At 42.1% G+C, this 25,030-nt stretch carries 16 protein-coding genes; 5 read left to right on the top strand and 11 right to left on the bottom strand.

Annotated elements, in window-relative coordinates; all coding sequences use genetic code 11:
• Positions 1-85: 85 nt before the first annotated feature.
• The 3 genes from QWZ17_RS20850 to QWZ17_RS20840 all read right to left on the bottom strand — a co-directional run bounded on the left by QWZ17_RS20850 (position 86) and on the right by QWZ17_RS20840 (position 7,601).
• A complete protein-coding gene (locus QWZ17_RS20850; protein ID WP_290307243.1) occupies positions 86-2,512 on the bottom strand; it encodes an ABC transporter permease in 2,427 nt (808 codons plus the stop codon).
• Between the two features lie 183 nt (positions 2,513-2,695).
• The gene (locus QWZ17_RS20845; RefSeq protein WP_290307242.1) at positions 2,696-5,080 is read right to left on the bottom strand and encodes an ABC transporter permease; all 2,385 of its coding nucleotides are present in this window, start codon (positions 5,078-5,080) and stop codon (positions 2,696-2,698) included.
• A gap of 130 nt (positions 5,081-5,210) precedes the next feature.
• A complete protein-coding gene (locus QWZ17_RS20840; protein WP_290307241.1) occupies positions 5,211-7,601 on the bottom strand; it encodes an ABC transporter permease in 2,391 nt (796 codons plus the stop codon).
• 521 nt (positions 7,602-8,122) lie between these two features.
• On the opposite strand from QWZ17_RS20840, the gene QWZ17_RS20835 reads away from it, so the two are divergent.
• Genes QWZ17_RS20835 through QWZ17_RS20825 form a run of 3 tightly spaced genes read left to right on the top strand, consistent with a single transcriptional unit; the run spans position 8,123 to position 11,405 of the window.
• Complete coding sequence (locus QWZ17_RS20835; protein WP_290307240.1) at positions 8,123-9,481, top strand: sigma-54-dependent transcriptional regulator; 1,359 nt, start codon at positions 8,123-8,125, stop codon at positions 9,479-9,481.
• The gene (locus QWZ17_RS20830) at positions 9,471-10,820 is read left to right on the top strand and encodes a sensor histidine kinase (protein ID WP_290307239.1); all 1,350 of its coding nucleotides are present in this window, start codon (positions 9,471-9,473) and stop codon (positions 10,818-10,820) included. Before QWZ17_RS20835 ends, QWZ17_RS20830 begins: the two co-directional genes overlap by 11 nt.
• A 60-nt stretch (positions 10,821-10,880) precedes the next feature.
• The gene (locus QWZ17_RS20825) at positions 10,881-11,405 is read left to right on the top strand and encodes an NADPH-dependent FMN reductase (RefSeq protein WP_290307238.1); all 525 of its coding nucleotides are present in this window, start codon (positions 10,881-10,883) and stop codon (positions 11,403-11,405) included.
• Here QWZ17_RS20825 and QWZ17_RS20820 read toward each other — a convergent pair.
• On the bottom strand, positions 11,398-12,150 hold the full coding sequence (locus QWZ17_RS20820) for a hypothetical protein (protein WP_290307237.1): 753 nt from the start codon (positions 12,148-12,150) through the stop codon (positions 11,398-11,400). The genes QWZ17_RS20825 and QWZ17_RS20820 overlap by 8 nt on opposite strands.
• Positions 12,151-12,345: 195 nt before the next feature.
• On the opposite strand from QWZ17_RS20820, the gene htpG reads away from it, so the two are divergent.
• Together htpG and QWZ17_RS20810 are read left to right on the top strand one after the other, a co-directional pair.
• Positions 12,346-14,229: a molecular chaperone HtpG gene (gene htpG / locus QWZ17_RS20815; RefSeq protein ID WP_290307236.1), complete on the top strand. Its 1,884-nt coding sequence runs from the start codon at positions 12,346-12,348 to the stop codon at positions 14,227-14,229.
• A gap of 121 nt (positions 14,230-14,350) precedes the next feature.
• Positions 14,351-14,875 carry a DUF4251 domain-containing protein gene (locus tag QWZ17_RS20810; protein ID WP_290307234.1) on the top strand — a complete coding sequence of 175 codons (525 nt, stop codon included), beginning with the start codon at positions 14,351-14,353 and terminating at the stop codon, positions 14,873-14,875.
• Between the two features lie 16 nt (positions 14,876-14,891).
• Here QWZ17_RS20810 and eutC read toward each other — a convergent pair whose 3' ends face one another.
• The 7 genes from eutC to QWZ17_RS20775 all read right to left on the bottom strand — a co-directional run bounded on the left by eutC (position 14,892) and on the right by QWZ17_RS20775 (position 24,929).
• The gene (gene eutC / locus QWZ17_RS20805) at positions 14,892-15,653 is read right to left on the bottom strand and encodes an ethanolamine ammonia-lyase subunit EutC (protein WP_290307233.1); all 762 of its coding nucleotides are present in this window, start codon (positions 15,651-15,653) and stop codon (positions 14,892-14,894) included.
• A 2-nt stretch (positions 15,654-15,655) separates the two neighbouring features.
• Positions 15,656-17,035, bottom strand: a complete 1,380-nt coding sequence (locus tag QWZ17_RS20800; protein ID WP_290307232.1) for an ethanolamine ammonia-lyase subunit EutB — start codon at positions 17,033-17,035, stop codon at positions 15,656-15,658.
• A 48-nt stretch (positions 17,036-17,083) separates the two neighbouring features.
• Positions 17,084-18,430, bottom strand: coding sequence for an ethanolamine permease (gene eat / locus QWZ17_RS20795; RefSeq protein ID WP_290307231.1), 1,347 nt, complete (start codon positions 18,428-18,430; stop codon positions 17,084-17,086).
• A 242-nt stretch (positions 18,431-18,672) separates the two neighbouring features.
• Complete coding sequence (locus tag QWZ17_RS20790; protein ID WP_290307230.1) at positions 18,673-19,602, bottom strand: sugar phosphate isomerase/epimerase family protein; 930 nt, start codon at positions 19,600-19,602, stop codon at positions 18,673-18,675.
• Positions 19,603-19,789: 187 nt separating this feature from the next.
• On the bottom strand, positions 19,790-22,390 hold the full coding sequence (locus QWZ17_RS20785; RefSeq protein WP_290307229.1) for an MGH1-like glycoside hydrolase domain-containing protein: 2,601 nt from the start codon (positions 22,388-22,390) through the stop codon (positions 19,790-19,792).
• Positions 22,391-22,715: 325 nt separating this feature from the next.
• The gene (locus tag QWZ17_RS20780) at positions 22,716-23,786 is read right to left on the bottom strand and encodes a dipeptidase (RefSeq protein WP_290307228.1); all 1,071 of its coding nucleotides are present in this window, start codon (positions 23,784-23,786) and stop codon (positions 22,716-22,718) included.
• Between the two features lie 12 nt (positions 23,787-23,798).
• The gene (locus QWZ17_RS20775; RefSeq protein ID WP_290307227.1) at positions 23,799-24,929 is read right to left on the bottom strand and encodes a D-TA family PLP-dependent enzyme; all 1,131 of its coding nucleotides are present in this window, start codon (positions 24,927-24,929) and stop codon (positions 23,799-23,801) included.
• Positions 24,930-25,030 lie beyond the last annotated feature (101 nt).

The following is a 25,030-nucleotide window of genomic DNA, read 5'->3' as shown; positions in this document are numbered from 1 at the left end:
TTCACTTGTTCATTAGTTCATTGGTATCTGTAGCATAATTATCTGTCGGCTGACTGCAAACTGTCCACCACAAACTGGCAACTACCTACTCGCTTCTGAGGCTTTTAACCGGATTTGTTAACGCTGCTTTGATAGATTGGAAGCTGATGGTTGCAAAGGCTATAAAAATGGCCAGGAATGCCGATAAGGCTATTACCCACCATTGGATGTTTTGCCGATACGCGAAACTTTGCAGCCATTGGTGCATAGCCAGCCAGGCCAATGGCGTGGCAAATACAATAGCTATCAGCACCAGTTTTATAAAGTCTTTTGAAAGCATGGCTACGATGGTGCTTACTTCGGCTCCTAATACTTTGCGGATACCGATTTCTTTACTCCGTTGCTCGGCAGCGTAGGCAGCCAGGCCAAACAAGCCAAGGCAAGCTATAATGATGGCCAATGTTGTAAAAATCACAGAGATAGTGCCCATGCGTTGCTCCTGGCGATAAGTTGATTCAAAGTCCTGATCCATAAAAGAGTAATTGAACTCGCGGTTGGGAGCCAAACCTTTCCATTTATCTTTAATAAGGCTCATCAATGCGGGAATATTCCGGGCATTCACTTTAAGGCTAAGCGCCCCTAAATCCCTGCCATACATCAAAACCACCGGGGTAATATTGTTTCGTAAAGAATTGAAATTAAAATCTTTTATAACCCCAATAATGTGATACTCCTTCCATATTTTGGCCATATTATCCTGCGGAACAAAAAGCGTCTTGTTAATTGGGTCGTTTACTCCCATGAGCTTCGCAGCAGTTTCGTTGATGATCATTGATACAGAGTCGGTAGCCATCTCTTTGCTAAAATTGCGACCTTTAATCAATTTTAAACCAAGCGTAGGTAGGTAGTCGTCATCGGTAGTCCAGGTTTGTGCCAGTATGGCCTTCTTTTGATCCATGTTCCTATCAGGAAACATGCTACTACTATTGCGGTAGTCCATGGTAGGTAAAAAGCCGGTCATCGTGGCATTTATTACACCTGGCAATTGTTTTACTTCGTTTTTAAATGTGGCCGCCTGGTTACCCAAATCCCATGTATTGTGAATAATCATCACCTGATCGCGCTTGTAACCCAAATCTTTATGCTGAATATATTGTAGCTGATTATAAATCACCAGCGTGCCTGTGATCAGAAAAATAGATATTGAAAACTGGAACACTACCAGGAAACTCCTCAGCCATCCCCCCTTAAAGCCGCTGGCCAATTTGCCCTTTAATACTTCAATTGGCTGAAAGCCTGAAAGGAAAAAGGCGGGGTAAAACCCGGCAAGACAGCCAATAATCAGCACGGCAATTAACATACCTGGCACCAGCCAAATTAAAGACGCCGCATTAAATGAAAAAGATTTATCGGCTATATTGTTAAACATCGGCAGGAATAAATAAGCTCCGGCAACAGCCAATACCCCAGCTATAAATGTGACTATAACAGACTCCGACAAAAATTGGAAGATCAACAGTTTACGTGCCGACCCTAATACTTTGCGTACGCCCACTTCTTTAGCACGGTTTGATGAGCGTGCGGTTGACAGATTCATAAAGTTTACGCAGGCTATCAGCAAAATAAAAACAGCAACGGCGGTAAATATATACACATACAAAATATTGCCATTAGGTGCCAGATCAGAGGTAGCGTTTGATTTTAGATGAATATCTGTAAGCGGTATTATATCAAATGCATACTTATTACCTGCTTTTTCAAAAGTGTCAAAAGTGATATGCAAAATTCCCTGTAATTGGGCACCCGCATATTTTCGCATAATTAAGGGCAATTTAGCTTCAAACTTTTTGGGATCGGCACCTTTTTTTAATAAAACATAGGTATTGAAATTATTGCTGAACCAGGCGTTTTCTCTGCTTTCGGCAAGGCTGCTCATCGATAAAAAGAAACCATAGTTAAAATGCGATTGCTTGGGTATATCCTTAATAACGCCGGTTACTTTATATAAAATACTGTCATTAAAAGTTAAGGTTTTACCAAGCGCCTGTAAAGGGTTATTAAAATAACGTTTGGCAACAGTTTCATCAATAACTACGCTATGCGGTTCAGCCAATGCAGTTTTTTGTTCGCCGGCTATCATGGGCAAGGTAAAAACATCAAAAAGAGAAGCATCCGCGTATAGCATATGATCTTCCTTGATGTTTTGACTACCTTTTTTTACGTTGTAACCTCCCCTATTTATGAGTCGCGCGGTTTTTTCCACCTCAGGAATATCTGCTACCAGCGCTGCCGCCAACGGCGCAGGCGTAGTGGCATATTTTTGATCGTTACCTCCAAATTTGATAATGTTATTTATACGGTATATTCTATTGGCGTTTACATTATATCGGTCGTAACTTAACTCATCTACCACATAAAAAACAATCAATAAACAGGTAGCCAACCCAAGGGCCAGCCCCAATACGTTTATAGCCGTAAAGCCCAGGTTTTTCCTGAGCGTACGAAAGGCGGTTTTAATATAATTTTTTATCATTTTATTTAGTTCATTGGTTCACTTGTTCATTAGTTCATTGGTTCACTTGTTCATTAGTTCATTGGTGCAATGTTCATTAATTTGTAGCTTACCGAATCATGGAATCATTAGGGTAGTTGCCGGTTCTGTTTTATCGATTATACAAAACCAATAAACCAGTGAACTAATGAACCAATGAACACTTTACTCACTTCTCAAACTTTTAACCGGATTTGCAATAGCAGCTTTAACAGATTGTATGCTAATGGTTATCAATGCTATTGCCGTGGCACCAAAGCCAGCCATCAGGAATACCCAAATGGTTATGGATATCCGGTACGCATAATCCTGTAGCCATTTATCCATAGCGTAATAAGCAATGGGCACCGCAATTACAATTGCGATTACGATAAGCACAATAAATTCAGTTGCCAGTAGCCTGATTATACCGCTAACACTTGATCCCAGTACTTTGCGAATCCCTATTTCGCGGGTTTTAACCTGCGCCGAGTAGGTGGCCAGGCCAAACAAACCCAAACACGATATAAAGATGGCTATGCCCGAAAATATGTTGAAGAGCGAGCCGGTGCGTTGCTCGGTTTTATATAGCTGGTTGAAAGAATCGTCGAGGAAAGTGTAGGAAAAAGGAGAATCACCGTTGTATTGTTTCCATGAGGCCTGCGCTGCTGCTATCGCTTTTTGGGCATCGGCACCGGTTGTTTTAATGTATATTTTGTAAAAGTCATCGGTACGGTAGTATAACACAGCCGGCTCAATTTTTTTACGCATAGACGCGTAATGAAAATCTTTTACAATACCGGTAATGGTACCTTTCATTTTTTGAATCCTGATATTTTTACCTATTGGGTCTTTAATACCCATGGCGGCCACCGCGGCTTCGTTTAGTACAAAATGAGTAGTATCCGCTACCGCTCCGGTAAAGGCGCTCCCCTCCTTCATTTTCAACTTAAAGAAGGATATAAAATCCTTATCAATAGGTAGCGGATGGAAAAACAGGTTTGATTTTGCCGGTTTACCATCCCAATCGTTATCTCCTGTCCAGTTATCGTTTTCGATGATATCGCCACCGGAACGGGTTACCGATAATACACCGGGTTGTTTTAATAATTCCTGCTTAACGGCATCATAATGCTGGCGCATATCACGCATGCCAAAGGCAAAAACATTTTCTTTATCGTAACCAAGGTCTTTCTTCTGAATAAAATTAAGCTGTTTGCCAATAACCAATGTGCCTATGATCAATACCACAGAAACGCTGAATTGCAATACAACAAGCACTTTTCTGAATACGGTATTGCCTATGCCCGCCGTTACTTTACCTTTAAGTGCCTTTAAAGGCTCAAATGACGATAGCATTAAAGCAGGATAAATGCTTGAAGCCGCAAGTGTGCCAACCAGCGTAATAGCTATATACATCCACACCTGGTAGTTGGTTACCGACAACTGCAATTGCTTACCCGAAAAACTGTTGTACGCAGGCATTAAAACATACATGAGGGTAACTGCCAGAGCGGTGGCAATAGCAAATAATAGTGTGGTTTCAATCATAAACTGCATAAACAGCTGTAGTTTACCCGCACCGATAATTTTACGCATGCTTACCTCTTTAGCACGCAGCATTGATCTGGCTGTTGAAAGGTTAACATAATTAATACAAGCTATTACCAGTATTAAAATAGCTACAATGGCAAACGTGCGAACGGTTTCAATACCACCATTGCTGCCATCGGCTTTGTATAAATGCATCTGGAATAATGGCTGGGCAAGGTATGGCACAGGCGCATCAACCGGGTGTTCGCGCTCATGTATAGCCCTTAACTCTTTTGTAAGCTTATTGATATCGGCATTGGGTTTTACCAAAAGATAGGTTTCATAGGCAAAGTTGGCCCAATCGGCATCCATCGATTTTAAGAAGTTTTTATTATCATAACTGAAGTTCCTATCAAGATACATCAACTTGTTAAGCCTGCTCAAAGGCAGCAGTATATTAAGCTTTAGGGTTGAATTCTCGGGATAGTCGGTAACAACACCGGTTACTTTAAGGCTTTCATTTAAACCTAAAACAACCACTTTACCGATAGGGTCTTCATTACCAAAATATTTTTTGGCCATAGCCTGGGTTATCACCACCGAATTATTATCGGGGAAGGGATTTTTTTTATCGCCTGCAATCAATTTAAAATCAAACACCGAAAAGTAAGAAGGATCTGTAAAAGCAAATTTATCCTCTTTAAAGTTCTTGTCTTTATATTTAAAAGGTGCTTCACCTATGTTCATGATCCGCACGGCATCGGTAACCTCGGGTAATTCGGCCTTGGCGCGGGTTGCAACCGGGGCTATAATGTTTGTAAAAATTTGTTTGCTTACATCTGTACCGCCAACAATGCCAACCCGGTAAATTTGCGGTCCTTTCTTATTGAAGGTATCAAAACTTAGTTCATCCTGCACCCAAAGCAGCATAAACAGCCCGATAACCAAACCAAAGGTAAGTCCGGCCACATTAATGGCAGCGTAAAACTTGTTATTGGCAATATTACGCCAGGCGGTTTTTAAATAATTTCTTATCATTTTGTTAGTTTATTGGTTCACTGGTTCATTAGTTCATTGGTGCAATGTTCATCAGTTTTTGGTTACCCGGTAGTTTATCAAATCATAAAAGACCAATGAACCAGTGAACTAATGAACCAATGAACGTTTGCTATTCACTTTTTAAACTCCTGGCCGGGTTAGCTGTCGCGGCTCTTACTGATTGGGAACTTACGGTTACAAATGCTATCAGTATCGCGGCTGTTCCTGCTATGACAAACACCCACCACTGGATATCTACCCTGTAAGCGAAGCCTTGCAACCATTTGCTCATGCCGTACCAGGCCAGCGGAGACGCTATTATGGTTGCCACCAATACCAGCTTCATCAAATCTTTTGACAACAGGCCAACTATAGAGGTTACACTTGCCCCCAATACTTTGCGGATGCCTATTTCTTTAACCCTTTGCTCGGCAGTAAAAGTTACCAGGCCAAATAAACCTAAACACGCTATACCGATAGCCAGGATGGTGAAGATGAAGAGGATACTCCCCTGCTTTTGTTCCGACTGGTACTGTTTGGCAAAATTCTGATCGAGAAAATGGAACTCAACTTTACTCTCAATGTCAAACTTCCCGTATACCTTACTGATATAGCTAAGTGTGGCAGGGATATTGTGTTTGGCAATGCGGATGTACAGGTTATCCTCGTCATTTGCCTGTGCAGGCATTTGCAATACCATTGGCGAAACTTTGTGTTGTAATGAATAGGTATTAAAATCTTTCACCACACCGATGATGGTTTGCGATATCACGTTTCCTTTTTCATCAACGCCGGTGCGCACGGTTTTACCTACCGCGTCCTTCCAGCCCATTTCCTTTACCAGCGTTTGGTTTACAATAATAGATTCCTTTTGATCGGTAGCCATCGTAGGCGAAAAATTGCGCCCCTTATCCATTTTGATTTGCAGGGTTGGAATAAAATCCTCATCTATAATCAGGTTCTCCACAATTTTTGATTCCTGTGTGGCTTTACCATCTACTCCTAAATTAAAATCGCCACCACCTATGTCGTTATTACCGATAGGATTACCGGCAATACCTACGCTTTCTATAGCGGGATTTTGCAGCAACTGGGTTTTTATAGCGGCAATTTTAGTTCGTGCAGATTTATCATGTATGTGAAAAGTGAGTACCTGGGCTTTATTAAAACCAAGGTCCTTGTTCATTACAAAGTTTAGCTGCTGGTAAATGATGCATGAACCGGCAATCATCACAATGGTGATCACAAACTGAAACACCACCAATGATTTTCTGAATAATATAGTAGATGCCTGGCTGCCCATTTGCCCCTTCATGGCTGATATGGTTTTAAAGCCCGAAAGAAATAATGCCGGATATAAACCGCTTAGCATTCCTGTGGTAAACGAAAATAGCGCAAAGGCGATGATGGTTTTGGTTAAGCCAAATTGCGTTAACACCAGATTTTTACCCGATAACTGGTTAAAATAAGGCAGCACAAACTGAATGAGCACCCCTGCCAAAAGCGTAGCTATTACGGTTAACAAAATCGATTCGGCAAAAAACATAACCATTAACTGGGTTTTGCCAGAACCGATCACTTTACGCACCCCTATTTCTTTTACCCTAACCGATGAGCGGGCCGTTGTAAGGTTAACGTAATTGATAACCGCGATGGCTAAAATCAACAACGCTACCACACTAAATACGTACACGTAGGTTATATTACCGTTATTACCTATTTCATAATCCAACGCCGATTTGAGGTGGATATCGGTTAGCGGCTGCAACTCCATATTGAATTTCATTTTGCCCAAATCACCCTTGAGGTATTTATTAAAAAAAGCGTCGGAGTTGGCTTCTATCTTTTTGTAATCATCATGATTTTTGAGCAATACATAAGTGTACAGGTTTGAGTTGCCCCATTTACCGGTAAACCCTGTTGGGAACGGGCGCAAAGCGTGAAAACCAAAGTGTGAGTTCACAGGTACGTCGTCAATAACACCGGTTACAGCTGTTGGGGTATTTTCAATATTGATGGTTTTATTCAGTGCGTTTTCGGCATCGCCAAACAGCTTAACCGCAAGCGTTTTAGTTAAAACAATAGTTTGTGGTTTTGCCAGCGCCGATTCCGCGTCGCCGTATAAAAAGTGAAAGGTAAATACATTAAAAATGGCTTTATCTGTAAATAATATAGAGCCCTCATTTATCTGTTTATCTCCGTAGTTTATTTTACCGCCGCCTTCGGCATCAATTCGTACGGCTTCTTCAACCTCGGGATAATCGTTTTTTAATGCGGGAGCGTATGGAGGCGAGGTAACAGCAAGATTAAATTTTCCTCCATTCCATTCGCCATGTTGTGCAATACGAAAAATACGATCGGCCTTGGTATTGTAACGGTCAAAACTCCATTCATCGGCCACGTAAAGGCTTATCAGCCAAAATGCTGCCACGCCTATGGCTAAACCGCCCACGTTTATAAATGAGAATACCTTATGCTTAATAAGGTTTCTCCAGGCTATTTTGATGTAATTTTTTAACATTAGGTAAATTGCTTATGCCAATATAGCGTTAAAAGCCGTACCAAATACATAAATATCTATAAATCAATAAATTATATAATTAACATCAATTTAAAAGCGTACGGTAGTGAAACACTTTATGTGCGGTTGCGTACAGGCTGGGGATTAGAATCAAGAATTAAGGCAGCTGCAATTAAAAAGCCGCAAAGGAAAATGCATCATGAATATTAAGCTTGCCCGCTGTAAACACTTTTAATATGATCTGTTTATACAGCATTAATTATTTAATAATACTATTTATGTATCTGCTATGAAACTTAACTGCGCAATTATTAATTTGCAGAAAGTTTTCTAAAGTTTTTGTTGATGTGCATTGCCCCAGGGAATGTAGTAAATTATTGCTCTGCTGAGTAACGTTTAACTCACCAGGTGCGTCTACTATGCAATATCATCATTAACTACCGGAATAATCAATAAACCAAAAAAGTCTTGATACTTGATACTAAGTACTTGATACTTTTAACAACTATGAACTACAAAAAATGATATTAAAAAAAGCTACCATTTTAATTGTTGATGATGATCCGGATGTACTAACCGCCGTGAAATTATTGCTTAAAACACAGGCTGGCGAAGTTATCACCGAAAAAAATCCCGAAAACCTAAATTGGTTACTGCAAAAAAACGAGGTAGACCTGGTTTTGTTAGATATGAACTTTAACAGCGCCATTAATACCGGCAATGAGGGTTTATATTGGCTGCGCAAAGTGAAAGATTGGAAACCCAATGTTTGCGTGATAATGATAACCGCCTATGGCGATATCGATTTAGCTGTGCGCTCACTTAAAGAAGGTGCTGATGATTTTGTGGTAAAACCATGGCATAATGAAAAACTGATTGCCACTATAAAAGAACTGCTTGATAAAAAAGAAGGCGGTGCTAAAGTTGCCAAAACGGCTGCAAAAAGCACGGCCGGCGATACCTCTATCCTCGGCGAATCGGAAGTGATGCAGGATATTTTTCATAAAGTAAACAAGATTGCACCCACCGACGCCAATATCCTTATCCTGGGCGAAAATGGCACGGGCAAGGATTTAATGGCAAAAGCCATTCATGAACGTTCATTACGGGCCGATAAACCATTTGTGAAAGTAGACGTGGGCGCGCTTACTGACACTTTATTTGAAAGCGAATTGTTCGGTCATAAAAAAGGGGCTTTTACCGATGCCAGGGAGGACCGTGCCGGCAGGTTTGAAGACGCGCAGGGCGGTACGCTATTTTTAGATGAGATTGGCAATATCAGCCTGCAGCAGCAAGCAAAACTGCTTACCATATTACAAAACAGGCAGGTAACGCGGTTAGGTACCAACAAAGCTGTAGATGTCGACATCAGGCTCATTTGCGCCACAAACGTGCCCATGAGCGAACTGGCCAATGAAAATCGTTTCCGTAAGGATTTAATTTACAGGATAAATACGGTAGAGATTAATATGCCGCCATTGCGTCGTCGTAATGAGGATATCGCGATACTGGCGCGTCACTTTGCTAAACTTTATGCAACCAAGTATCTTAAACCGGCTATGGATTTTGATACCGCGGCACTGCAAAAACTAAAATCATACAATTATCCCGGCAACGTACGCGAATTGCAATACACTATTGAACGCGCCGTGATTATGGCCGACGAAAATACCTTACGCCCAGACGACCTGATATTTTCTATCCTGGAAACTGCCACAGATAATACCGTTAATGACGATAACATCCAGTTAAGCACCTTAGAGAAAAATGCGATTTTAAAGGTGATAGAAAAGCACAACGGCAATATTACCCGTGCGGCTAAAGAACTTGGCCTTACCCGTACTGCCTTATACCGAAGATTAAGTAAATATGATATTTAACCGTTACGAATGGCGGCTGTTGCTGCGTGTATTTTTAATGTTTTTGGCTTTATGCGCCGCCGCCTTTGTTACTGTTAAGGGTCAGCCATTGTACCTGGTTATTTTTATCCCGCTTATTATTTATTCGGTGATAGAGATGATACGCTTTCAGAAAAAAGCACAGGATGAGGTTAATCAGTTTGTTGAATCCATCCATTACCGCGATTTTTCGCGCCATTTTGATGTGCGTAAAGCACCAAATGAGTTAAAACCGTTGCGTAAAGGTTTTAATGACATCAATACCACCTTTAAGCTGATTAGCCGCGAGCGCGAAACGCAGTACCACTACCTGCAAAAGATATTGGAACTGGTAGATACCGGGATTTTATCGTACGAAGAAGATACAGGCAATATCAGCTGGATTAATGAGGCTTTTAAAAAACTGTTGAGTATCCCCTACCTTAAAACTATCCAGTCGTTAGAGAAAAGGGAACCCGATTTATACCAGGAATTGATCAGGCTTAAACCCGGCGAAAGCAATATTATTACCATAACCCGCAACCAGCAATTGGTAAAAATATTGATCACCGCCAGTTTGATGCGTAGCGACGAAAAGCTGTATAAACTGATAGCGTTTCAAAACGTAAGCGAAGCGCTGGACGAAACAGAATCAAAAGCATGGTCGAAGTTATTGAACGTCATGACACATGAAATCATGAATTCGGTTGCACCTATTTCGTCTTTAGCGGATACTTTAAAAAACAGGCTGCAAAGTCCGGAGATCACCGAATCTATGGACGGCAGCGATCTGGAAGATCTGGAACTGGGTATTGATACTATTAAACGCCGCAGTGACGGTCTGCTTAAATTTACAGAAAGCTACCGTAGCCTTAATAAGATCACCAAATTAGATAGAGATAAAGTATTGGTGCGCAACCTGTTTGAAAACCTCAACAGCCTGATGCGCCCAACGCTGGAGAAAAAGAACATTGAACTGGAGATCATCCTACGCGACCCCGCCCTTGCCGTGGAAGCCGATATTAACCTCATTGAACAGGTAATGATCAATTTGCTGGTTAACGCCATTGAAGCCGTCAAAGACCGCGAAGAACCACGCATCACCCTATCTGCCGAAGCACAAAGCGGCAGCAAAACCCTGGTTAAAATTACCGATAATGGCATGGGCATGCCACACGAACTATTGGATAAAATCTTTATCCCGTTTTTCAGTACCAAGAAAACCGGCAGCGGCATTGGCTTGAGCTTGTGTAAACAAATTATGTTGCTGCATAAGGGGAACATCCAGGTACAATCAACGGAAGGTAAGGGTTCATCGTTTATTTTGCAGTTTGTGCCGTAGCCCCCTCCGCCCCCTGAAGGGGAAACTTTTTGATTAGCATATTTACAACTTCTACTAATAATGAACAATCGCAATGTTTTGGCTATCTCCGGCAGTTTAAGGAATGGCTCAACAAATCATAATATTTTAAAATATTTAGGCGAGTTAATGCCTAATAATATCAGTTACATCATTTACGATGAACTGGCACTCATCCCTCCCTTTGATCCGGGATTGGATAATGATGACGTTAATGAATCCGTCATTAAGTTACGAGGCTTGTTAAGCGAAGCCGATGGCATTATCATTTGTACTCCTGAGTATGCCTTTGGTGTACCCGGTCAGTTAAAAAACATGCTGGATTGGACAGTTTCAAGTGGTTCCTTCTCAGATAAGCCAACAGCTTTGATCACCGCGTCTTTAGGTGGCGAAGCGGCTCACGCAGCCTTGCTACTCATCCTGGGCGCGCTCAATGCAATGGTACCCGATAGTACGCGATTGAATATCTCCTTTATCCGGTCGAAAATGGACGGAGATAAAGTGGCCGACGAGGAGACGATAGCAAAATTGAATGATGTGGTGAATGCTTTTTTATCTATTATTTAGTAGAGTTGTTTTTCGGCTTAATAAAAAAATGCGCTTTAACCGTTTGCCTGGTGTTAAAACTGCCATCTGCTTGTATAAGGGTTTTAAATACATTGGAGTCTATCTGTGAATCTCTTTTCAATGTATCGATATAATCAATTTCGTCCATCCGCACCGTGGTTATTTCCCTGTTTCTTAATTTAGAGTAACTTTTTAGGTCAAACATTGTTGCCGCATTGCCAAGATCAGTAGGTCCCGGCTGCATGCCGCCATCCAGGTTATAACCATCTACAGGCTGATGTTGTTTATTTAAAATTATCATAGTCAATGAACCGTAATCGTCGCCCTGTATAGAAATAATTATTGGCTGTAGGTCACCTATCTTCTTTTGCTTCGAAACAAAATAAGCAGTCATTAAATCTCTTGCATATTTTGAGTTAACGTCGAGTTGTTTAGAGACAGACGGCGCAATCAACTTTTCTCTTTGATCAGCGGTAAGTGGTACGTATTTTCGGGTAAATGAAGAGTCAGTGTAAACCTCATTATTGGTTGTATGATCATTCGGTCTCCCAAAGACCATTATAACCTGTCGGGTATCCGTGAGATTTTGAAATATATAATTCTTATCATCTAAAAACGAAGTATCAACTGCATGCGTAGTGTCTTTATGGGCAACTGCAGGAGTTTCTTTCTTTTTGTCTTTGCAACTGACTACCGAAAGTAAAATAACCAGTAGAAACAAATTTAAGTTTATTATTTTTTTCATGTTAAGGTATTTCATAGGCAGCGTAAAAATAACTAAAATATACAGAGTTTATGAGTGGGTAAACGGTTTACAGTATTCTGTCTATAGGGAAACTATTCACAATCTACTGCCAATTTGACAAGTTTTTGCCCTTTGGAACATGCATTGATAGTTGCAGGGTGTAAATCATATTAAAATCAATCATCAATAAATATTATGCAAGAAAAAGGCAGTATTTCGATCCACACCGAAAACATTTTTCCGATAATTAAGAAATTTTTATACTCAGACAACGAGATATTTTTGCGCGAGCTGGTATCAAACGCTGTTGATGCCACCCAAAAAATTAAACGCCTGGCCTCATTAGGCCAATACAATGGCGAACTTGGTGATCTGCGTGTTGAAGTTGCATTTGACGAGGCTAAAAAAACCATCACCATTAGCGATAATGGCCTGGGTATGACCGCCGAAGAAATTAAAAAATACATCAACCAGATAGCATTCTCTGGCGCTACTGAGTTTATGGAAAAATTTAAAGAAGCTAAAGATGCCAATGAAATTATCGGCCGCTTTGGTTTAGGCTTTTACTCGGCTTTCATGGTTGCCGATAAAGTTGAAATACAAACCCTTAGCTACCAGGAAGGCGCAGAGCCTGCTTACTGGGTATGTGATGGCAGTACCGAGTTTGAAATTGGCGAAGGCGTTTTGGCCGAGCGTGGTACCGAAATTACCCTGTACATCAACAGTGAATCTGAAGAGTTTTTAAGTCAGCATAAATTACAGGAGATTCTTGACAAGTATTGCAAATTCCTACCTGTACCTATTAAATTCGGCACCAAAACAGAACAGGAAGAAGATGGCGTTGACGAAGAAGGCAAAACCAAATACATTGATGTACAAATAGATAACATCATCAATGACACTAATCCTATCTGGACTAAAGCTCCATCTGAATTAAAAGAGCAAGATTACCTTGATTTTTACAAACAGCTTTATACTTTTAGCGAAGACCCGTTATTCTGGATTCACCTGAATGTTGATTATCCATTCAACTTAACAGGTGTACTTTACTTCCCTAAGCTTAAAAACGATTTCGAGATTTCTAAAAACAAGATCAAATTATTCAGTCGCCAGGTATTTATTACCGACGAAGTGAAAGATATTGTTCCTGAATTTTTAATGCTGTTACATGGTGTTATCGATTCACCGGATATCCCGTTGAACGTTTCACGCAGCTTTTTACAAGCCGATAGCAACGTTAAAAAAATCAACAGCTACATCACCAAAAAAGTGGCTGACAAATTATCAGAGCTATTTAAAGCCGACCGCAAAGCCTACGAAGAAAAATGGACCGACATTGGTCTGTTTGTAAAATATGGCATGGTAAGCGAAGACAAATTTTATGACAAAGCCAAAGACTTTGTTTTGGTAACCAACACCAAAAAAGAAAACTTCACTTTACCAGAGTATAAAGAGAAAGTAGAAGCTACTCAAACCGATAAAGACGGCAATTTAGTTTACATCTACACTAATGATCCGGCTAAACAGGATTCATTCATCCAGTCGGCCAATAAAAAAGGTTATGATATTTTGGTGATGAACTCCCCTATTGACAACCACTTCATTAGCCAGTTAGAGCAAAAATTAGATAAAACATCATTGAAACGTGTTGATGCCGATGTTGCTGATAAACTGATCAAAAAAGACGAAGCACCTGAATCTGTTTTAACCGATGAGCAATCAACCAGGGTTAAAGATATCTTCAACAAATCCATCAACAAACCTGCATATAACGTTCAATTAGAAAGCCTTAGCCCGGATGAGTTACCTGTAACTGTAACTATGGATGAGTTTATGCGCCGTATGAAAGATATGGCAGCTATGGGTGGTGGCATGAGCTTTTATGGCAATATGCCGGATAATTACAAAGTAATTGTAAACGGCAACCACAAGTTAATCACCCGTATTCTACAGGAAGATAACGAAGAAGTGCAGGCACAATTATCAAAACAGGCGTTTGACCTGGCCCTGCTTTCGCAAGGCCTGTTAACTGGTGCCGAACTTACCGAGTTTGTGAACCGTAGCGTTAATTTGATATAAGTAATATCATATATAAATATCTTGAAGCCATCCGCATAAAACGGATGGCTTTTTTATTTAAATTTGATATGGAATAAACCTTAAATCTGCATCCTTGTCTAAAACATTAAATTATTTAGTTATGAAATTATTAAAAATATTTTCGCTGGCCGTAATACTTGCATTAGCCGGTGTTGGCACTGCCAACGCGCAAAGCAAAAGCAAAGACCGCAAAGCCGCACGCATAGCCGAAGTGAAACAAATTGTTGAAGATCAGAATTTTGTGTTTGACGCTAATTACGTGAATCCTACAAGGAGTGCAGGGCGTTCCTTAACCTCCAGTTATGATTTGACTATTACCAAAGACACAATTATATGTTACCTCCCTTATTTTGGGCGGGCCTACGTTGCACCACCATATGGCTCAAGTGATGGAGGGATTAAGTTCACCAACACCAATTTCTCATATGTTTTAAAAGCAGGTAAAAAAGATGGTTGGTCTGTAACCATTAAACCAAAAGATAAAAACATCGGTAAGTGGAATGACGTGCAATCTATGTACCTCACTATAAGCAATGACGGATACGCTTCGTTACAGGTGATCAGCAGCAACCGCGACCCGATTTCATTCAATGGTACCATTGAGAAAAGGCCAGCTAAGAAATAAGCAGGTCTCTTAAATATCAATGCCCATCTAACAAACCTGCATTGTCCTTTAATTCAACTCCCGATAGTTTGCGGGTAAAAGCTTCGTTAATAAGATAGAATATCTTTTTAGCAGCCTTTTTATACGATAACCCTTTAGGGCGTATGTTAGATACACAATTGCGCATTTCGTCGGTAAGTCCGGGCCTGGGTTTGTACGTAAGATACACACCCAGGCTATCTGCCGAGCTTAAGCCCGGTCGCTCGCCTATCAGCATCAGGCTCAATTTGGCTTTTAAACCGTGACCAATATCGTCGCCTATGGCTACCCGCCCCTGTTCAACCAGTGTTATTGGGGCTAATTTATAGCCCGAAGCAGTTAACAGCGGGATAAGCTCTTTTAGTAAGCCCAAAGTATTTTCAGAGATTGCCATCGCCGATAATCCATCTGCTATAATAATGGCAACATCACTGCTCATTGTGGTAATATCCCTCAAATGATCTATAGATGTGTCATTGAGCTTACGCCCCAGATCGGGCCGTTGCAGGTATTGTCGCCTATCGGTGATCTGGCTGTGCAGGTGTAAAACGGGCAGCTCAAAGCGCCTTAATGATTCGGTTAAATGATCAATATCCAGCACAGAGTATACGGCATCCCGCGCGTGGGCATGGGCTAATTTAAAATCCAACGATTGTTTTAGCGGAATGCTTGTACCCACCCGGCCAATAGCTATCCTTGCCGAAGTAAACTCCTGCAAGGCTTTTAAAGGCTCTATTTCCTGTGGGATGTTCCTTTTCATAGTTAAATTACGGCACCAAGCAGGCTATGAGTGGGATTTATGGTTAGCATGTTACCCTTATCATCGGTAATTCCCTGCTTTATGAGCCATTGTTCAAACTCTGGTGCCGGCTTAACTCCTAATACCTTACGAAGGTACAAAGCATCGTGAAAGGACGTAGATTGATAATTAAGCATAATATCATCGGCACCAGGGATGCCCATTACAAAATTGCAGCCTGCTACGCCCAACAAGGTAAGCAGGTTGTCCATATCATCCTGGTCGGCCTCGGCATGGTTAGTGTAGCAAACATCGCAGCCCATGGGTAGCCCCAATAGTTTACCGCAAAAATGATCCTCTAACGCAGCACGGATAATTTGCTTGCCATCATATAAATATTCAGGTCCGATAAAGCCGACTACGGTATTTACCAACAAGGGCTTAAACTTACGGGCTACGGCGTAGGCCCTCACCTCGCAGGTTTGCTGATCGACTCCAAAATTGGCATTTGCCGATAGCGCGCTGCCCTGCCCGGTTTCAAAATACATCACATTATTGCCTGCTGTTCCCCTGTTTAAAGATAAAGTGGCCTGGTATGCCTCCTCAATTATATTCAAATTAATACCGAAACTGGTATTTGCCTTCTCGGTACCGGCAATGGATTGAAAGCAAAGATCAACCGGTGCGCCGTCATTGATTAACTGTAATGTTGTAGTGATATGACTTAGTACGCAGGTTTGGGTAGGTATTTCAAACTGGAACCTGATATTATCCATCAAGGTAAGCAACTTGCTTACCGCCGCCGGGCTATCAGTAGCGGGGTTAATGCCAATTGTAGCATCGCCGCTGCCAAATAACAAACCGTCAATAATGCTGGCCGCAACGCCCCGAGGATCATCTGTAGGATGATTTGGCTGTAGCCGGGTACTGAAATGCCCTTTTAAACCTATAGTATTCCGAAACCGCGTTACTACCTCACACTTTTTTGCTACCGCGATCAAATCCTGGTTACGCATCAGTTTAGATACCGCAGCCACCATTTCGGGCGTTAAGCCGGATGCCAGGTTTGTTAAAGTTAAGGTATCGGTATCGTCGCTTAACAGCCAGTCGCGCAATTCGCCAACTGTTAAATGGTTTATTAATGCAAAAGCATTAACATCATGGCTATCAATTATTAAACGGGTAACCTCATCATCCTCATAAGGAATGATAACCTCATTTAAAAAGGTTTTCAAGGGTACATCAGCTAAGGTGATTTGGGCGGCAACCCGTTCCTCATAACTATGCGCGCAAACGCCTGCTAACTCATCGCCCGATCGGTGAGGCGATGCTTTTCCCAGTAAAGCTTTCAGATCGTGAAACTTATATACCTTATGACGTATGGTTGTTTTAAAAGCGGTCATTTGTTCACTGGTTCATTAGTTCATTGGTAAACGTAGTACAGGTCAAACTTATTCAGGTGTTACCATCAAATCATCTGTTAAGGCTTCTTTATGTTTCCCCATCAATACAAAAATCAATATGATACCTACCAGTCCGCCAAAAAACATGACTGTTACCTGTTTATTAAAATATATAATTGCAAAAAGACAAATAACAGAAATAACCAAAGCAATGGCGGGGAAAACAGGATAAAATGGCGCTGTAAACGGGCGCTCCAAATTGGGCTCTTTTTTGCGGAGGATAAACAGGCTAACCATACACATCATATACATCACCACAGCACCTAACACCGATAAAATAATGAGTTGCCCTGTACCATCTTTGGTTGTTGTGCCAAAGTAAATGGCTAAAAAGCTAACCAGTCCCGCTGCAATAAGCGACCAATGTGGTGTTTTAAACCGATGGTTTAGGTTAGATAGCCCAGTTGGCAAATAACCGCTGCGGGCCATTGCAAACACCTGCCTGGATGACGCTAAAATAGTTCCATGCAGGGAAGCTATCAGCCCAAACAAACCAATACTGGCAAATATTTTGGTTAAGCCGCTGGCCTTGCCTAATACAATGCCTACAGCCTCGGGTAAAGGATAATCAAGTTTGCTTAGCTTACGCCAGTCGGTTATGCCGCCTGTCAGTACCATTACACCCAAGGCCAGGGCTACTAAAGTAGCAAGAGCGGATATATAACCCTTGGGGATATCTTTTTTAGGGTCTTTAACTTCTTCGGCTACCATAGCTACGCCTTCTATGGCCAGGTAAAACCAAACCGCGAATGGCAGGGCCGCGAATACGCCACTCCAACCAAAAGGCATTGGATTGCTCAAATAGTTATCCATTTTAAAATTCGGACTAACCACGCCCATATACAACAGCAATTCGGCCACAGCCAAAATGGTAATAAACACCGAAAATGTTGCCGATTCCTTAACGCCCGAAATATTAAGCATCACAAAAGCCGCGTTAAACAGCATGGCCGATTGCATAATTGGGATAGCCGGATATAAAAAATGAAGGTAGCTCCCCAGGGAAATAGCTATAGCTGGCGAAGCGAGCAGAAAATCTATAAGGGTAGCGTAACCAGCTATAAGGCCACCGAAAGGTCCCATTGCCCGATATGCGTAAGCGAAAGCCCCGCCCGCATGCGGGATAGCCGCGGTGAGTTCCGTATAGCTGAAAATGAACGTGATATACATTACCGTGATCACCACGGTAGCAATTAACAAGCCTATAGTACCGGCAACATCCCAACCTAAATTCCAGCCAAAGTATTCGCCAGATATAACCAGGCCAACGGCAATGGCCCAAAGATGGATGGGTTTTAAAACTTTTTTTAAATGCTCTGCCGGGGGTGCTTCCATATGTTTTGATTTGCCGCCTTAAGATACTTAAAGCAGGCCTTAAATCAAAACGGGGCTATGTTATGGAATTGTTAAGGGGTTGGTTCATTGGTTCACTGGTTCACTGGTTCATTAGTTGATTGGTAAAAAGTTCGATAACTTTATATATGAAATAGCAATATTAATAAATCAGGAAATCTGCTATATCTATCAAACAACATAAGAGCCCAATGAACTAATGAACCAGTGAACAAATGAACAACTTAAACCTTTAACGTCCCCTTTAAATATTTGATACTGGCAGTGATGCTCGCCAACGGATCTTTAGGGCCGTCGTGTTCTACAAAGAAGTGCTGCATTCCTGCTGATTTTGCAGCCGCGAAGATGGGTTTAAAATCTATTGTACCACTACCTACCGGTAATATCGTTTTACGTTCGGCATCCAAGTCCTTCACATGCCAGAGCGGGAAACGTCCGGGATGTTGTTTAAACATCTCTACAGGGTTTTTACCACCTTTAACAGCCCAGGCCAGGTCAAGCTCCATTTTCACGTTATGCGGATCGGTTTCGCTCAATAGCAAATCATATGGCACTTTACCTTCAACCGCATGAAACTCCATATCATGGTTGTGGTATGCAAACTGGATTCCTACCTTTTTGGTGGCTTCGCCTGTTTTGTTTAATACTTCGATGGTTGATTTTATTTCGTCTAAGGTACTGGTTGGCGAGTTTGCGCAAACCAGGTATTTAATACCGCCTGCGGCCGCGTCGTCAACTAATTCCTGCATGTTATCGCGCAGATTTTTCATTGGCGGGATCACCATCGGTTTACCATCGGCACCGTTAGGTAATTTAGTTCCGGGAGGAAGTTTGAAAGGTGCGCCAAGTACGTGGTGCGATGTCCAGTTCATGCCCAGGCCATTAACCATCGCCTTAAACTCCTTTGGTTTCATTCCATAATAACCGCCTTTTTTGCTAAAGGCCGATTCCATGTCTTTATAACCTAATGCCGCTATTTTGGTGAGCGTGCCTTTTACATCTTCGTCAATAACGCCAAAAAAGGTAAATAGCTGTAAACCTATTGGATGCGGTGCCATATTGCTTAGCAAACTTGCTGCCTTGCCAGACATAGCCATACCGCCAAGTGCCAACGCGCCCGCACTTTGGATAAATTTTCTCCTGTTGTAATTCATGCTGATAATTTTAGTTTTAATGTGGTACAGTAAATCTAAAAATTAATTTTCAGCATTTTATATATTATTGTGTCTTTTTTACACAATAATAAGCCCCCTCTAAATCTCCCCCTGAAGGGGGAGACTTTTTAATTTGCATATTTTAAAGTTCTTCCGCTAACCAGCGGAAAGGATTTAGTAGAGGCCGCTATACTGTATGCAAACAGTTTGCTATTAAACCAGTCCACCCGGTTTGGTGCGAGGCACCTGCTCCCCGCCCGTTATCACCATCAAAAAACTCGTAGAAAAGGATATAATCTTTAAAATGGGGATCGGTTTGCATCTTTTGATTGTTGCCGAATATCGCTCGGTTACCCTTGTCGTCCCTTAAAAACAGCTTTGATACCCTGTTATAAAGTTCGCCAGCAACCTCACCTAAATTCATAAAAATGCCAGATCCGGTTGGGCATTCTACCTTAAAATCGTCACCGTAGTAATGATGGAAGCGGTGTAAACTATCAATAATGAGATAATTGATTGGCATCCATATCGGGCCACGCCAGTTACTGTTGCCACCAAATAGGCCACTGTCACTTTCGCCGGGAATATAGCCTATACCAAACTCCATTCCATTAACCGATATTTTATAAGGGTGCTCCTGGTGGTATTTTGAAAGTGACCGAATACCATAATTGCTCAAAAACTCTTTTTCATCGAGCATGTATTTCAGGATTGATTTCATCCGGTAACCACGGAGTAAGCTAATCAAATGCCTGCCGGTACTGCTCTTTTCGTTCCACCGGGACACCAGCGAAGCTAAATCTGGCCGCTTTTCGGCAAACCATTTCATGCGTTCTGTAAAGATGGGGCTATCGGCTATATCACTTTCGTCTAAAACTTCAGTAGCAAATAATGGGATTAAGCCCACGATACTACGAACCTTCATTTTTACCGATCCATCGTCGGGGAAGCGTAACTGATCATAAAAGAAACCGTCCTCTTCATCCCACAAACCCTGGTTGTTTTCGCCAAGGTTTGACATGGCACCCACGATATAAATAAAATGTTCAAAAAACTTTGAGGCAATATCCTCATAAGCTTTATCCGTTTCGGCCAGTTCTGTAGCGATGCGCAGCAGGTTTAATGAATACATGGCCATCCAGCTGGTGCCATCGGCTTGCTCCAAGTGCTGACCGGATGGCAATCGGGTGTTCCTGTCAAACACGCCTATGTTATCCATCCCCAAAAAACCGCCTTCAAAAATATTATTGCCAGATGCATCCTTACGGTTTACCCACCAGGTAAAATTGAGCATCAGTTTGTGAAAAACTCTTTCCAGGAAGTAAGTATCCCCTTTACCCCCGTTAGCCGTTTTATCTGTTTTGTAGATGTTCCAAACAGCCATGGCATGCACAGGAGGATTTACATCGCCAAAATCCCATTCATAGGCGGGCAATTGTCCGTTGGGATGCATATACCAATCCCGGGTAAGCAACACCAATTGATTTTTGGCAAAGGCTATATCAACCGTAGCCAGTGGTAAACAGTGGAATGCTAAATCCCAGGCCGCAAACCACGGGTATTCCCATTTATCTGGCATGGAAATAATATCCTTGGTATTCAGGTGTTTCCACTTGCTATTTCGGGCGGTTTTTCTTTGTGCCGGTGGCTTGGGTTGCCCTGGGTCTCCATGTCGCCATTGGCGGATATCTGAGTAATAGAATTGCTTGTTCCACAACATGCCCGCAAATGCCTGGCGTTGAACCATACACCTGTCGGCATCGTCTTTATTGCTGTATATGTCGTTGTAAAACTGGTTGGCCTCGGTTAGGCGAATATCAAAGATGTGGTCAAAATCTTCAAAACCGTAGTTGGCGTCGGGCGATAGCCTTAACCGCAACGTAATGCTTTGTTTTGCACCTACGGTAATATCATAGTTTACAGCGGCTTTGGTGCCCGTATTTTTAGAGTTGATGGTATTGGCGCCATGTACAATATAATCGTTTATACCATCCTTGTGATATTTAAGTCCGCTATCATAGTGGTACAGCTTGCTCATATTGGTTTCGTTATCGCAAAACAAAACCTGCGGGTTTCCCTCGGCATGCAACCAAAGCTGACCGAGATCTTTATGGAAAATACCCGTTGTGCCATTCCCGTTAGCTGTGATACCCGGCTTATACGGATCATACCCCCAGCTCCATGTATTGCGGAACCAAAGCGTAGGCATCACATTTAAAGCTGCATCCTTATCGCCCCGATTATGAATTGTTATTTTAATGAGGATATCATCCTGCGCATTTTTGGCGTATTCGGTAAATACATCAAAATATTCGTCATTGTCAAAAATGCCGGTATCCATCAGCTCAAACTCCGGATCGTTTCTGTTGCGCCGTTTGTTTTCGTTTACAAGCCAGCTGTAGGGAAACTCGTTTTGGGGATACTTGTACAACGTTTTCATGTAAGAGTGCGTGGGCGTACTATCCAGGTAGTAGTACAGTTCCTTCACATCTTCGCCATGGTTGCCTTCGGGATTACTGAGGCCGAAGTAACGTTCCTTGATGATGGGGTCTTTTTTGTTCCATAAGGCCAGGGCAAAACAGAGGATCTGCTGACGGTCGCAAATACCGGCTATACCTTCTTCACCCCAGCGATAAGCCTTGCTGCGGGCCATTTCATGGGTAATATAATTCCAGGCATCGCCATTGGCGCTGTAATCTTCACGAACAGTTCCCCATTGGCGATCAGTTACGTATGGCCCCCATTTTTTCCAGCTTGTATCCTTTAACCTCGATTGTTCTGCATTCATTAATGCAAAGTAGGTTTATTTACAGATATTATCAGGATTGTAGCTTATTGTTTTACACGGGGGTGAAAAAAGAGTCAAGAGATTAGAATCAAGAGTCAAGACTTTTCTTAGGAGCGGTTTACACTCCGTTCAGATTATTTTTGTATGATATAAAAATCATTGCCGTTGACTTTAGTCAACGGAATATTAAAAAAGCGAATGGCTTTAGCCAAATTCCGTCTGAATATTGGGGCTAAAGCCAATAATGACGCTGTATTTTACCGTTGACTAAAGTCAACGGCAATGAATAAATTTCTTTTTTTAACAGCTTATTAGACCCTCGCCTTTAAGCCCAGGCGTTTCTTAAAAACCTTAGCCAGTTACCATGCATCATATTATTGATATCTGCATCGGTATAGCCTCTTTTCTTTAACAAAGCCGGAACTTTTTGCATATCAGCTATAGTCTCCAAATCATAAGGGCATTGCTCGCGCCCAAAAGCGCCATCTAAATCAGTACCCATCCCTACGTGTAAGGCATTGCCTGCTATCTGGCAAATATGATCGATGTGGTCAACCATTACTTCCATATTACAGTTCATGCCTTTAGGGGTTGATACGCCCCTCACCCATCCCGGTACCATCATCCAGGCATCTAAAGCCGCACCAATAACCGCTCCCCGTTCTATCAATACTTTAATCATTTCATCGCTATATTGACGGTTATGGTTTACCAGTGCCCGGCAGTTGTTGTGGCTTGCCCAAACGTGGCCATTAAAATGATCCAATGCTTCCCAAAAGCTATCATCGCATAAATGGGTGGCATCCAGGATAATGTTTAGGCGTTCCATCTCCTTTAGCAATTCATGGCCTTTGGGGCCCATGTAACCGGTAGCGTCGGTACCCTGCGCATACCTACCAGGGCCGTAATGTGCCGGACCTACAGCACGCAACCCATAGTTATAAGCCCTTTCCAGGTGCTGCACGGTTACAATAGAATCCGCACCCTCTAAGCTCAGGATATAGCCAATAGCTTTACCATCCACCGGCTCAACATCGTTCCAATAAGCCAAATGTTTTTCAAGTGATGCCAGATCATTTACCTGCACCATTTCGCCGGCATCTTCCATGGCTTTGTACCAGGCTACCTGTCCCTGCGTTTGCGCCCAGGCCTGCTCTGGCGAATGCCAGCCGGGTAAAGGATTACCCGGGGCAACGTACCTTCCTATTTGTGTAGCCACAACTAAACCAATATTACCCTTGCGTAATTCGGGTAGGGTTATTACTGCTTTAGCACGATCTGGTTTATCGGTAAGACCTTCTTCGCGCTGATTAAGTTCGGCCAGCGGACGGGTAAGATCACGGTTCCATTCCAACGCGTTCATGCTCAGGTCTAAATGGGCATCTACTATAAACATGTTTTTTTTATGTTAAATGGTAATCTTACGGTCGCGGGCGCTGTTCAGCCATTCGCTTGTAAGTGTATTATTTTCAATAGTATAAATCCGTTCATGTAAAGCCACTGTTGGGCATACATGATGCGGGATGCCATAAAGTACATCCCCAATTTGGCAATGGTGGCCCTTGCCAGCTTCAACTACCAAGTGTTCTTCACTTTGGCCTGTTGGTATCAATTCGGGAGCGTTTAAAAAGTAAACGCGCTTACCCAATTCATTTTCGGCCGATACAGATTTATGCCCAACATCTAAACAAAGTTTGGTGGCATCGGGTAACGAAACCACTCGTGTAATTACCAGCACCGCCGGCAAAAAAAGTTGCTCTGGAATCCCCACTTCATAACCTCTATCCCAATAAACAAACGTACCGGGGCTACACTGTACCTGCTTCCGTTTAGCATGAATTATAAACGTTGGCGATCCACCTGCCACTATAACAGGCTCGGGGTACCCTTTGCCGTGTAAATCCTGCTGTAATTTTAAAACTGCTTTAAAACCCGCGTCACAACGTTCGGTTCTTTTTTCAAGGTCGATATCATGAATATGGCCATCATAAGCGTGCAGCCCTACCGGATTAATGCCCGGCAAAACCGCGCAATCCATATACAATTGCAAAGCTTCAAAGCCCGGTGCAATGCCCGTACGGTTCATACCAACATTTAAATCTAAATAAACATCGATACTTATCTCATACCGTTTCGCCGCATCTGAGATCTCTTTGGCAGCAACATCATTATCAACCAAACACGAGAATTTGGTTTGTGGATATGCATGTATCAGTTTGATAAACCGGTGCAACTTCGGCCCAACAGGTTGATAAGCCAGCAGTACATCGGGCGCTTTGCAAATAGCCAGCAATTCGGCCTCAGCAATGGTTGCGCACTTAAATTTGTTGATACCGGCATCAAGCAGTAGCTGTGTTACTTCCCTATTTTTATAGGTTTTTACATGCGGCCTTAACCTGGCAACATCATCAATCATGGTTTTAAGCAAATCGATGTTGGCCTGCACCCTATCCGGATAAACCACCAAAGCCGGTGTATCCAGTTTATCTACATTATCTATTGTAAACCAGTGAATAGTGATTGGTGAGTGATCAGTCATAAAAAATTAAGGCTTTAAAAATAACGATAGGTTTTAAACCCATCGCTATAGTAAATATCATCCAACCAGGTATCAAAACTGCAAGGTGTCTTGATACCTGA

Source organism: Mucilaginibacter flavus, from assembly GCF_030409315.1.
Classification (GTDB): domain Bacteria; phylum Bacteroidota; class Bacteroidia; order Sphingobacteriales; family Sphingobacteriaceae; genus Mucilaginibacter; species Mucilaginibacter flavus.
Note: the sequence above shows the minus strand (reverse complement) of the source record. Positions and strands in the feature narration are given on the sequence as shown.